Below are 12469 nucleotides of genomic sequence, written 5' to 3'. Positions count from 1 at the left end.
GCAATCGGACCACATTTGTGGGAATAGCTGCAACTGGGTCCGTTAGCTCGAAAAAATACCTTGTATCTACCTAATAGCGGCTCCTGGGTCCGCATGATTAGGCCCGAAATCAGTTTTTTTGCTTCACTGCAATTTTTTGGAAGTGACAAGCATATTTATAAGACATGCCTTTAATGTGGAGATGTTAAATATGCAGTCATTATTAAGATACGCGATCATCCTGATCGGAAGCTTGCTCATTGCAGCAGCAACTAATTTTTTTCTAGTCCCATATAAAATCCTAGATGGGGGAATAATAGGAATAGCCCTCATCATCAATTATTTATCCGATGCCAAAATCGGTATAGCTGTCCTTCTCTGCAGCTTTCCGATTTTCCTGTTAGCCTGGCTGAAGGAACGCGATATCTTTTTCAATAGTGTATTAGGTTTATTGACCTCATCGTTTCTGATTGAGCTTCTCGGTCCTTTGCAGTACCACTTTCTGTATTATTTTGAGTTCGGCTCCATTTCCAGCGCCATTATTGGCGGTTTTTTAATGGGAACGGGTCTTGGGCTTATGCTGCGGTTCAAAGCCAGTACAGGCGGAACGGATCTGCTTGCTCAATATATCAAAAGGTATCTCCCGCTTAACCTTGGACTCATCATTTTTTTGACAGATTTTATAATTATCGGCGCGGGGGGACTCCTGATTTCCAAAGAAACCTTCTTCCACTCCATCCTCACGATTATCGCTGGGGGTGTGGCCACAGGTCTCTGCACCTTGGAGACTGAAGAGAAATGGAAAAAAATATGAATATACACGATCATATGTTCGTATTATAATAATAAGAAAATCATCTACCGTATCTCTACCTCACCTGGAGAGTGTGAATCTATGAATAAAGAGCGTGTTATTTTGTTATCCGATTGTCAGAGCTTTTACGCCTCCGTGGAGAAGGCCTCTAATCCGCAATATAGCAACAAACCGCTTATTGTCGCCGGAGATCCGGCTAGACGAAGCGGGATTGTACTTGCCGCTTGTCCGTTAGCCAAATCTTTTGGCATTACTACCGCTGAGACTTTGAAGGAAGCACTCGCGAAATGCCCCGAAGTAATCGTCGTCAGACCACATATGCAGCAATATATCGATGTTTCCTCCCAAATCACGGACATTCTACGCAAATTCAGTGACCTCGTAGAACCTTATTCCATCGATGAGCAGTTTATTGATATCACCGGCAGCCTCAGCTTATTCGGAAGCCCAAGACAGATCGCTACGACCATTCAGGACTTAATCCGCAGAAATACAGGTGTGCGCGCACGTATCGGTATAGGTTATTCCAAGGTTACCGCCAAAATGGCTTGCGACCTGTGGGCCAAGAAGAACCCGGAGGGTCTATTTACCCTCACTCAGGAAGAGCTTCCAGATGTACTTTGGCCGCTGCCCATTAGTGAGTTGTTTATGGTAGGCCGCCGCATGTCCGCGCACTTCCAAAGCATGGGTCTCACAACGATAGGCCATTTGGCACAGATGCCGCTAAGCGAGCTGAAATGGCGCATGCGGGAGAAATTCCATAAAAAATGCGATATCGATGCCGAGCTATATTGGCGAATTGCCAATGGCATCGACGATAGCCCTGTAAGTCCCGCTACCTATGAAGTTGCACCCAAGAGCGTCGGGCACCAAATGACACTGCCACGGGATTACTATACACTGCAAGAGATCAAGACCATCATTCTGGAGCTCTCAGAGCTGGTGTGCAGGCGCAGCCGCAAACTGAAGGTGCATGGTGCAGTCGTGTCTGTTGGCTGCCAAGGCGCCAGCTTTGATGACCCCAGCGGCTTCTCGAGACAGACTACGATGAGCGATCCTACGAATGCAACCCAGCTGGTATACGAGGCCGCCCTCGCTCTTTTCAAACAGCATTGGGAAGGTCAGCCTGTGCGCCGAATTCATCTAAGCCTGTCCAATCTGTCTGACGAAAGCCAATATCAGCTAACCTTATTTGAGTCGCGCCCCCGCTACCGCGAGCTCGAACGGGCCACTGATGCGCTGAAGAATAAATACGGGGAATCGATCATCGGACGCGCCGCATCGTTCACAGATGCTGGACAACTTAAGGACAGATCCGGAAAGATTGGCGGGCACTATAAATAAACAGTGCATCTTTATACATTTTATTTCTGAAACTATATTAAAATATATCCCATATCGTTTATAATGCTATATTGAGGTTGTTATTTTCACACAATGAAGCGACAATCATAAGTATATACACATAGATATGTAACATTCCAGGGGAGGACCGGAGAAGTTGGAAAGCACGAGCAACACTAACACTACCTATTATGAAATCGTTGATCTCTGTCTTCTTGCTGGCAAGATCATGCTGCAAAACGGTGCAGAAACCTACAGAGTAGAAGATACAATGACACGTATGGCTGCTTCTCTCGGTTTTCCAGGGGCACACAGTTATGTGACGCCAACCGTTATTATGTTCACCACCAATAGAACGGAGCCCGTTAAGTTATATCGGATTGCCGAGCGGACAACAGATCTGCAGAAAGTCTCGGAGGTTAATGATATCTCGCGGCGTCTGAACGAGCGTCAGATTACAGCCGAGGAAGCTCGGACACGATTAGGAGAGGTCGATGATGCCGCACATGCGTATCCGGTATGGCTGCAAATCATAGCAGCGGCGCTTACCGGCGCTTGCTTCACCGTTATGTTTAAGGGCAGCTTGTGGGATGCTCTCCCCGCATTGCCGATTTCCGGGTTAGGTTTTGCTGCGGTTATCTACCTGCATCGTCTTGTGCAGACTAGATTTTTTGCAGAGTTCTCTGCTTCCTTCCTGATCGGACTTCTAGCCTTCTATTCTGTAAAGCTGGGCATAGGTCAAGAAATGGACAAAATCATCATCGGCTCCGTGATGCCTCTAGTACCCGGTCTACTCATTACTAATGCCGTTCGTGATCTGATGGCTGGTCATCTGGTCTCAGGCATATCCAAAGGAGCAGATGCCTTTCTAACTGCTTTTGCGATCGGTACAGGCATTGGGCTTGTACTATCACTATTTTAATTTTCCATGTGAAAGAGGTTAGCCCTTCATGATTTTGCAACTTATAACCAGTTTTATCGCCGCGGCAACCTTCTGTATTTTATTTAATGCGCCTAAGCGCGCTCTACTGCAGTGTGGTTTTGCTGGAATGGTAGGCTGGATGGTGTATGTAATCCTTGATGTAGAGTGTGGGCCTGTTGTTGCTACGTTTGCGGCTACTGTAGTGGTGGGCATCGTCAGCCAGTTGTTTGCCCGATCCTTCAAAATGCCGGTTATTATTTTTAGTGTTGGCGGTATTATCCCACTTGTTCCGGGTGGCCTTGCTTACGATGCTATGCGTAGATTTGTGGAAGAGAACTATAATCTGGCTGTAGAAATCGCTGTTCGGGCATTAATGCTCTCTGGCGCAATTGCGGCTGGACTGGTACTGAGTGAAGTTATCGGACAAATGTTCCGCCGTCGTGCAAGCAAAGCATAACCTTCTTACAACGTCATCTCATAGATTCAAAAAAAGAAATCGTCTCTTGGTATAATGAGGATCATCCATCCCTCTTCCAAGAAGCGATTTCTTTGTTTACTGTCCTATCTACACAAGTACTGCTACAGGTTCAACCTCCGAATAAATACTATTGATCCGGTTATTTTTAATCCAAGAAAGTCCCACGGTACCTTCACCCGCATGAACAGCCACGGCAGGAATGTATGTCATAATCTCCGTACGTAAATCAGGCGCCATTTCTTTGATGTCTTCTTCTAGCTTCAGCGCCATTTCTAAATTATTGGAATGCATGATGCACACATCGCTAACAAGTCCACAATCCTGTTTAAAGATATCTAACAGCGCCTGCTTTGTCTTCTTCATCGTGCGGATTTTTTCCACAACAATGACCTTCCCCTCGTCAAAACGCAGCAGCAAATTTATCCGCAATAATTGACTAAGCACTACCTGTGTGCCAGAAACACGCCCACTGCGGTGAAGCTGGGACAAGCTTGCAGGAATTAAGTAGAAGGACATATTTTGAATGATATTCTCTATCTTTTCTTTAATCTCTAGGCCAGTAAAGCCCATCTTGTGCCAATGAATACCTCGCGTGATCATTTCCCGAATCGGATAAGCGCCAACCTTGGAATCAATTCCAATAACATTAGCTTCCGCTATTTCAGCACCTTGCATGGAAGCATTGTATGTTCCGCTAAGCCCTGTCGAAAGATGCACCGCGATAATCTCATCATATTCTTCCTTCAACCGTTCGTATAACTCGATAAACTCACCGATTGGCGGCTGTGAGCTGCCTACTTGATCATGCTGACGCATTTTCTCATAGAACTCATCGATCGTAATATCTATATTTTCTTTATAACACTCGTTGTTAATAATCAGACGTAAAGGAACAATATACACATGGTTGTTCTTGGCGAACTCAGGATCGATTGTACATGTACTGTCGGTTACCCAGGCAATTGATTTCATGGTCACTTGTCACTTCTCTCTTTCATGAAAGGAATAGTAGAATGTTTGAAGAGACAAGGGCCACTAAACATTCTCGGCCAATGAATCACTCTCTCATCCTGTACAATCAACATACGAATAGATCAGTGGTTTAGGAAGTCCTCGTGCGTATTCGTAAATTATACAAGATAACGAGCGATAAGATAGGCAAAACAGGCCGATAATGCAAATTTTATTCAACTTTTTTCAACTTTATTCGACATTATTTCACATTATGTATGACGAATATACCTATCCTAATAGAGCCAGTTCATGTTATGTAAAAGCCTAACCACAGCAAAAATATCCCCGTCCCCACCCTCACCTTTCTTACATAAATCAGCGCTTGGTAGTTACATTAATAGGTACTCTTTACAGTTGTTACAGTACGGGGCTAAGTTATGATTGGTCAGATATGGCCCGGCATCTGTCAATTTGTCCAACTTTCCCTGTTGGCGGGTTGCACTCGCCTTTATGAAGATCAGTTACCTTCTGCTGTGATAAAGCTTATTACGGTGTAAGTAAGGCTACCGTCCAGTTTTTCTCCTGAATTTTAAAATCCAACTCGCGATAAGACTTAGACAGTTCATCAATCCGCTTCTGAATCTCAGCGACATCTACCGTTCTCTGGAAACGAACCTCAGAGCGGCTATACCGATCCTGAGTGATCGAAGCTTGCTGAAGCAAATCGCTAAACAGCTTCCGCAGCTGAAGCATTTTATCCCGTTCGACTAGGGCATCGGCAATACTCCAATTCTCATTGAAGGCAACAGATGAATTCGTTCGATTAATCGCTCGAATCAAAATCGTCTGCTCGTTAACAGCTATTTCTAGCTCATGCAAAAGAGCCTCCGGCTGCTCTGCCGGATCTTCCCCCTCCTGCACCTTAACGACCCGATCGAGCCGCTGCTTTAGCTGCGCGATTTTACGGGTAAGATCACTTCGGTTCACTAATGCTTCCGCAAGTTTCATCTTTAAGTTCCCCCTAAGATTTTCTGATAGCTGGCGATATCCAGTCTTCGACCAAATTTACAGCCAATCTCCTTGAAGTAGGCACATTGTTCATATCCATTCTTTGAGAAAAGCTGGCGACTGCGTTCATTCTCTGCGCAAACGGTAGCTACTAACACATGGAAATCCAGTTCGGCAGCTCTCTTTTCAATAAAGCGTAAGGCATGCTGTCCTATTCTTTTACCCACACAAGCAGGTTTCAAATACACACTGATCTCCCCAGAGCTATCATAAGCCGGCTTACTCTTATGTCTAGCAATCAGAACATAGCCCTGAATAACATTATCCCAGGATAAAATAACGTATGATTTGAACCGCGGATCATCATTCATCACTGATTGCCGCATTTCGTCCAAACTTAAAGGCTCGGTATGAAAAGAAACCGTAGTGTTCAGCACGTAATAGTTATAAATATCGAGTACATCCGACAGATGCTCTTCGCGAATTTCAGTGAATAACAAGCTTTCTCCCACTACTTTGTTCAACACAGCTAATCCTCCCAAATGGATGTTTCCAAATGATCGACGAACTTGCGTAATTTACCGGCTAGCTTGCGGTTAATGGTTCCATCCTGGTACAATTGCTGCACCTTATCCCGTTGCTCCTGAATAGCTTTCAGTTTCAATTCAAGCTTTTGATCATCAACGAGACCATCCTTTGTCCAGCCTTGACCCTGCTCGAAGCGTGAGATTAGTTGCTCATAACTGCATGCAACCTTCTCTACTGCTTTTCGGTTGTTCTCATTCATACTTGCATTAACAGCAGCTATTGCTGTGCGGGACATAGAAATCTTAGCTTTTCTTGCACATTCAGCCTGTTGCAGCATTTGTTGGCTAGCTTCCCGTTCGTTTTGTCCTGAGAACATCCCCGCAAATAGCCTTCTAATCTCTGTAAGGGATAATCTAATTTGAGAGTTGAGACTTCTGGCTAAGAAAACTTCACTATGATCCAAGAATTCTTCCATTTTCTGAGCCACTGAGGCAGGAATCTCATTGTTAGTAAGCAATCGGGTCAGCTCTTTGCGTTCAGCATGCAAGCCCACTATCCTTGCTTCAACCCCAAGCCGACGGAGTTCCTCAAATGCCGGATCGTTCGCTTGATCCTCGCGGTTCAGACTATAAACCTTTTCTCTAAATTCACTCAAAGCTGGCTGTGCGGAATCCTTGCTCTCCTCCGTCATCATACTTTGAAGCAGCGTTATCCCGGCAGCAACGACCTTAGATTTGGCCGCCTGTTCAACCTCAGTGTCCCCTGGTTCGGCAACCGGCTCTTCTTTACCTGCGAGAATTGGTAAAAAGATACTAGCGATCAGCAGTGACATCAGAATCACACCCGCAGCGATAAAGATAATTAGATCACGTTCAGGAAAAGGTGAGCCATCTCCTAACACAAAAGGAATCGAAAAGGCACCGGCTAAAGTAACCGCGCCTCGCACCCCTGAAATGGTCAGGATTAGCATGGACTTTATAGACGATTTTTCCATTTTTTGCAGGCCGGCGCCAGCCAGGGAAAATACATATACCCATATAAAACGCAGCACAAAAAGCAGTAACGTTATCGCTAATACATAACCAATCACCATAAGATTGTCCACCGCTGTATCCCGGTAGATCACTTCAATAACATCTGGAATCGACAATCCGAGAATAAGGAAGACCAAGCCATTCAAGATGTAGAGCAGCACAGACCATGTGCTGGCGGATACCAGCTGTAGCTTATACTGTGGCGAGACCGCACGATCCTTCTCGACCGCATGAATTATCCCCGCTGCAACCACAGCTAAAATGCCGGATACCCCTATTTCTTCACTGATCAGATACACAATGAAAGGAGTCAGGATTTGCAGCAGCACATGTACTGTGATGTCCTCCATCCCCAGTCTGCGGATAAATACACTGAACCGAATCAGGAGGAACGCGAGTATTGCTCCGACAATTAGCCCACCTAAAGCGATAATCACAAAACTAATGGAGGCTTTCGGCAAAGAAAATATGCCTGTAACAGCTGCTGCAATAGCGAAGTTAAACGCAACAAGGCCAGAGGCATCATTCATCAATGATTCGCCCTCTAGAATACGATGAATACTCTTGGGAAGATGTACTCTCCCAGCGATTGCACTTACCGCCACAGCATCTGTCGGCGATAAGATCGCTGCCAGCGCAAAAGCAGCTGCGAGTGGAATGGTGGGAATCATCCAGTTAATGGAATAACCAGCGATAAGCACTGTAGCAAATACCAAGCCTAGTGCCAGCATTAAGATTGGAGCCCGCAGGTTCCATAACTCATTTCTTGGTGTTCGCTTTCCGTCATTGAACAAAAGCGGAGCAATAAATAACACGAAAAACAACTCTGGCTCCAGTGACATATGTATTCCCAAAGGCAGTAGTACGACCACTACACCCAAGCCAATTTGTATTAAGGGTATCGGCACGAAGGGAATGAATCGGTTTATGATGTTGGATATTGCGATAAGCCCAAGTAGGACGAGTACAACTAGAAATGTCTCCAAACCACATCAACTCCCTTTTTTATATTTGATTATTATATCGCAAAGCTTTAGGCAAGGGCAAAATCTAGCAAAAGATTCTTAACATTAAAATCCCCTACAAATTCCACAAAAATTCCATCAGATACATATTGACATAAATATTTATTTGCGTTATAATAAAATATTTATCTATTGTTTTTATTTTCAGTTTTGAGTAATATATGCATTAGCCTCACGGCGTCGCTCTTATTATCAATCACGGAGGGATAATAATGTACATTGCTCAAGGAATAGAAATGCTCGAGATTACAGCGCAGGTTATGGGTGGAAAAGACACGATTTACCCCACGCTACTCTGGGATGAACAAGCCGCCGTACTCGTCGATACCGGATTCCCGGGTCTACTCTCTACTTTCAAAGAGGCTCTAAAAGAAGCGGATGTGCCTTGGGAGAAGCTCCGTACCCTTATTATCACGCATCAGGATTTAGACCATATCGGTTGCCTCCCTGCCCTATTGGCTGATGAAGATCTAGAGCTTACTGTTCTGGCTCATGAAATTGAGCAGCCCTATATTCAAGGAGAGCGAATGCTCCTTAAGCACACTCCTGAAGCTTTAGCGGCGGCAGCGGCTATGATCCCAGCTCATGTACCTGAGGAGTGGCGGCGTGCCTTCCTCTCTGTATTAGCCCATCCTCCTAAAGGAAAAGTGGATCAAACGCTTGTGGATGGAGAAAAGTTACCTTTTGCCGGTGGAATTACGGTGATCCATACCCCTGGCCATAGCCCAGGGCATCTCAGTCTTTACCATCATGATAGCCGTACACTTATTGCCGCCGATGCCTTGACCGTTCAGGATGGCGAGCTACAGGGTCCCACTCCTTCCGCCACACCTGACATGGAGCTGGCTTTGTCCTCTCTGAACAAATTCTCTGAGTATGAGATCGATACGGTCATTTGTTATCACGGTGGACGCTACCGCGGAGATGCAAACAGACGTATTGCTGAACTAGCAGAAGGAAAAGGAAAGCTGTAATGATACAAAAGAAGACAGAGCCTGAAATCCGGCTCTGCCTTCTCTTGTTATATAGGATCGTTATTCTTCATTATCACTTAAGACTCTGAACCCACCGTAAACCGTTCACGAATATGCTGCGGCTGTTCGATTTCATCGACAATAGCAACGGCATAATCTTCGTAGCTGACATAACTCTCGCCTTTGGAGTTCACCAGAAGATTATCCTTACCTTTTACATAAGAACCTGTTCTTGTGCCGATGGCAAAATTAGCAGATGGACTAACAAAGGTCCAAGAGAGTGCATCTGTTCCTTGCAGAATCTCCAGATTCTTGGCTTGATTCGTCGCTGTTGGCTTAATAAAGTCAGGAAAGTCATTCGTATCCACTACTTTAAGCGTTTTGGCTTCATCTACATAAAGACTTCCTGCACCCCCAACTACAATCAATCTTGTATCGGGCGAAGCCTTCAACGCTTCAATAAGCACATTCCCGGCATCCACATGCAGATGTTCTTGTCCAAACGGCGCACCAAAAGCATTCACAACCACATCGAACCCCTGCAAATCTTCAGCGGTAAGTGCAAATACATCCTTTTCAATGACATTCGCTTTACTATTTGTTACTTTAGATGCATCCCGCACAATCGCTGTAACTTCATGACCTCTATCCAACGCTTCCTGCGTAATTCGGCTTCCAGCTTTTCCACTTGCTCCAACAACTGCGATTTTCATATGATTGTCCTCCTGAGTTTACGATGTTTTCGCTTTAATATTTATATCAAGGAGCTCCTGAACGATGGTTCTATCGATATCGAGATCAAATTTTCTCCCCCAAAAGCATTCCGTGCCCCGTTGAGTGATCCGATCATAGTCTTCTATCGTTAGCGTTCTAGGATAATCCGGTCCTGTTTCCCAATCTGTATACCGCTTAATTTCATTCAGCACATGCATCTTATAAACACTATTCAAAATTATCGTATGGAAAAAAATTTCGTCTCCACATAAAGTGTTCCTAAAAAATCTGACGTATTCCGGAGAGCTTTTTGTAAAATCCAAGATGTACTCCATACATCCACCTGTAATAGACATCCAGTTTGAGCCTTTATATAAACCGTTCGGCAGAGCGCTTAATCTTCTTTGCAGAAACGGAACGCTCATAATTAGTTTAATGTACCTCATTCGGATCGCTGTCATACGCCGGGTCCTTGAGATGAGGAATCTAGGATAATAAACTGAGACCCGCTCGTAACATCCCCAAGTTTCCGCAGCATTAGGCAGCTGCAAATACTTCACAAATTCCTTACCTTCATTCACCTTAAAGAAATCTAGAATCACTTCATTTGAAGCAAGAGGCAGATCCTGACCGCTTAGGATGTGGATATAATTGAAATCCCCATGTTCTTTGATCAGCGAAAAGCACTTCAAAATGCATTCAATCTGGCTGTAATGCCCCCACTGCACATCAATAGGCTTTTCCACAAAATGAATATCGTTACGATGAATAATATCAGCTTCAATATTACTTTTCTGATCGACATGCAGGAAAAACTCTACGGACTCGTTAGTTAAACTATCAATTAGCAAATTGATCTGCTCCGGATTCTTATGACAAAGAATGATATACGCCATTTTGAATGCTTCCAACAAACTTCACCCTTCCGCCCATCTATTTCCAATATTATAAAATAAATGGACGAAAATGGATATATAATTATCTCTCTAAAACAAGTCTGATTCCAATGTTCCAAGGATCTTGGAATGTAGGATTTCCATTCACTTCTGTAACTGCGTAACCAGCCTGCCGAACTCGCTCCACCACAGCGTTGCGTTCCTCTTCATTCGTAAGAATTAAGGTAAAATAATCAATCCCCACAGTATCAGCTGGAGCCGCAGGTGCGCCCTGTCCGGCCCAAACATTCAGCCCGATATGGTGATGATAGCCACCAGCAGAGATAAACATAGCAGCACTTCCATAATTAGCTGTTAGTTCAAAACCAAGCAAATCGACGTAGAAGGCTTTCGCCTTATTTAAATTCCCCACATGAAAGTGTACATGCCCAATCACTGTTCCCGCTGGCAGCCCGCTCCATGATAAACCTTCAGAAGCTGCCAATAGTCCATCTACATCCACTGGATCAGTGGACATCATTACATGCCCTTCCGCATCATATTTCCATTCACTCTTAGGACGATCTCGATAGATTTCAATCCCATTATTATCTGGATCCTGAATATACAACGCTTCACTGACCAGATGATCCCCCTGCCCCACTTCAATCCCCGAAGAGATCAAATTGCGCACAACCAATCCAAGGCTAGGACGATCTGGAACAAGGATAGCGAAATGATACAACCCAGCCACAGAATTAGGGCGGATCACCCGCGCATTTTCAATCTCCCGCAAGATTAATAACACATTCTGACCGTCAGCGGTCATTTCCACTTCGCGGCCAGTCTGCCGCAAAACGCTTAATCCCACAACATTCTGATAAAAGGTGAGCGAACGCTCCAAATTGCTTACTCTAATCTGCACCAGACCGATCTGAGTGTCTGGTTGAAGTATTGTTTTAGTCGTCATTATAAATTCCTCCTAATCATGCTGTAACTATATCAGTTACAAATTAACTATCTTTAGTATAGTTACCTTCTATATGTTTGTCAATTACCTATAAAAAAATCATGTCGACTGGTTCACAGCCAAACATGATTCACAAAATAATATTATAAGTAATTCAAAAAAAGGTTTCCGGGTATTTCAACTCTCCCTTAATCCTCTGCAGTACGCCCTCCTTCAGCTCACAGACCATAAAGACATTCTCCGGTACCTCAAATTGCTTCAACTCCAGCCCATGTAGCCCTGCGGGTTGAAATCCGAATCTTGGGTAATATTCGGGATGCCCGATCAAAAAGACAAGCTCATATCCGAGCGTTCTACATCTTTTTAACCCTTCTTGGATCAGCGCCTTGCCGATTCCTTGCTTCTGAACGAATGTTTTCGACCAACTGCGCTTCATCTTCCCGATCACCAAAAGCCTCAACATTCACTTGAAATACTCCATTATAGTCTGCCACAGTTTCTGTTCTAATCCTCATTTTTGTTGCTCCATTCCAGAAAATATTCGGATACACTGGATTCCAGAAGGCCGATCAAATCTTCATCCATATACTTATAGTCATCAGCTATGTTCAGGCAAATTATTTTTTTGCCCATTACACAGTCTCTAAATTTATCTTAAATTCTTCGAACATGTTTCTTCTCCATCACAAAAATCACATCCGCCCAACCCAAATGCCCTTCAGAAATTTTAATTCTGGCATGATCTTCAGTCCCTGCAGATCTCACTTCATGGCCATCAATTCCTTGAAAAATCTTCTCCGCAGTTAGACTCCGCCAGCGATTCTGGCTGCAGACAAACAGTAGTTTAATA

General features: G+C 44.3%; 13 protein-coding genes and 1 pseudogene. 5 read left to right on the top strand and 9 right to left on the bottom strand.

Going from position 1 to position 12469, the window contains the following annotated elements:
* The first annotated feature begins 190 nt into the window (after positions 1-190).
* From MHH46_RS11845 to MHH46_RS11830, 4 genes are all read left to right on the top strand, one after another.
* Positions 191-793 carry a YitT family protein gene (locus tag MHH46_RS11845; protein WP_038570150.1) on the top strand — a complete coding sequence of 201 codons (603 nt, stop codon included), beginning with the start codon at positions 191-193 and terminating at the stop codon, positions 791-793.
* Between the two features lie 81 nt (positions 794-874).
* A complete protein-coding gene (locus MHH46_RS11840; protein WP_076189810.1) occupies positions 875-2137 on the top strand; it encodes a DNA polymerase IV in 1263 nt (420 codons plus the stop codon).
* A gap of 157 nt (positions 2138-2294) precedes the next feature.
* Complete coding sequence (locus MHH46_RS11835) at positions 2295-3059, top strand: threonine/serine exporter family protein (protein WP_076129956.1); 765 nt, start codon at positions 2295-2297, stop codon at positions 3057-3059.
* 28 nt (positions 3060-3087) lie between these two features.
* The gene (locus MHH46_RS11830) at positions 3088-3516 is read left to right on the top strand and encodes a threonine/serine exporter family protein (RefSeq protein WP_036685970.1); all 429 of its coding nucleotides are present in this window, start codon (positions 3088-3090) and stop codon (positions 3514-3516) included.
* 108 nt (positions 3517-3624) lie between these two features.
* Here MHH46_RS11830 and MHH46_RS11825 read toward each other — a convergent pair whose 3' ends face one another.
* The 4 genes from MHH46_RS11825 to MHH46_RS11810 all read right to left on the bottom strand — a co-directional run bounded on the left by MHH46_RS11825 (position 3625) and on the right by MHH46_RS11810 (position 8047).
* Positions 3625-4509, bottom strand: coding sequence for a DegV family protein (locus tag MHH46_RS11825; protein ID WP_076189809.1), 885 nt, complete (start codon positions 4507-4509; stop codon positions 3625-3627).
* Between the two features lie 528 nt (positions 4510-5037).
* Positions 5038-5499 (bottom strand): DIP1984 family protein, encoded by a 462-nt coding sequence (locus MHH46_RS11820; protein ID WP_076189808.1) that lies wholly within the window; start codon positions 5497-5499, stop codon positions 5038-5040.
* Between the two features lie 2 nt (positions 5500-5501).
* Entirely contained in the window at positions 5502-6026 is a 525-nt protein-coding gene (locus MHH46_RS11815; protein WP_254847619.1) for a GNAT family N-acetyltransferase, read from the bottom strand.
* 2 nt (positions 6027-6028) lie between these two features.
* Positions 6029-8047, bottom strand: coding sequence for a Na+/H+ antiporter (locus MHH46_RS11810; RefSeq protein ID WP_076189807.1), 2019 nt, complete (start codon positions 8045-8047; stop codon positions 6029-6031).
* Positions 8048-8298: 251 nt separating this feature from the next.
* Here MHH46_RS11810 and MHH46_RS11805 point away from each other — a divergent pair, with 251 nt between their 5' ends.
* Positions 8299-9060 carry an MBL fold metallo-hydrolase gene (locus MHH46_RS11805; protein ID WP_076189806.1) on the top strand — a complete coding sequence of 254 codons (762 nt, stop codon included), beginning with the start codon at positions 8299-8301 and terminating at the stop codon, positions 9058-9060.
* 77 nt (positions 9061-9137) lie between these two features.
* Here the strand turns inward: MHH46_RS11805 and MHH46_RS11800 are convergent, their stop codons facing one another.
* The 5 genes and pseudogenes from MHH46_RS11800 to MHH46_RS11780 all read right to left on the bottom strand — a co-directional run bounded on the left by MHH46_RS11800 (position 9138) and on the right by MHH46_RS11780 (position 12468).
* Positions 9138-9773: an NAD(P)-dependent oxidoreductase gene (locus MHH46_RS11800; protein ID WP_076189805.1), complete on the bottom strand. Its 636-nt coding sequence runs from the start codon at positions 9771-9773 to the stop codon at positions 9138-9140.
* Positions 9774-9791: 18 nt separating this feature from the next.
* Positions 9792-10685, bottom strand: coding sequence for a beta-1,6-N-acetylglucosaminyltransferase (locus MHH46_RS11795; protein WP_143762697.1), 894 nt, complete (start codon positions 10683-10685; stop codon positions 9792-9794).
* 67 nt (positions 10686-10752) lie between these two features.
* A complete protein-coding gene (locus MHH46_RS11790) occupies positions 10753-11619 on the bottom strand; it encodes a VOC family protein (protein WP_076189804.1) in 867 nt (288 codons plus the stop codon).
* A 154-nt stretch (positions 11620-11773) separates the two neighbouring features.
* Positions 11774-12055: a GNAT family N-acetyltransferase gene (locus tag MHH46_RS11785; RefSeq protein ID WP_405132603.1), complete on the bottom strand. Its 282-nt coding sequence runs from the start codon at positions 12053-12055 to the stop codon at positions 11774-11776.
* A gap of 68 nt (positions 12056-12123) precedes the next feature.
* Positions 12124-12468, bottom strand: a pseudogene (locus tag MHH46_RS11780) (low molecular weight protein tyrosine phosphatase family protein).
* Position 12469 lies beyond the last annotated feature (1 nt).

The organism is Paenibacillus sp. FSL H8-0175, from assembly GCF_045040615.1.
Classification (GTDB): Bacteria; Bacillota; Bacilli; order Paenibacillales; family Paenibacillaceae; genus Paenibacillus_AQ; species Paenibacillus_AQ odorifer.
This window is presented reverse-complemented; position numbering and strand designations above follow the sequence as displayed.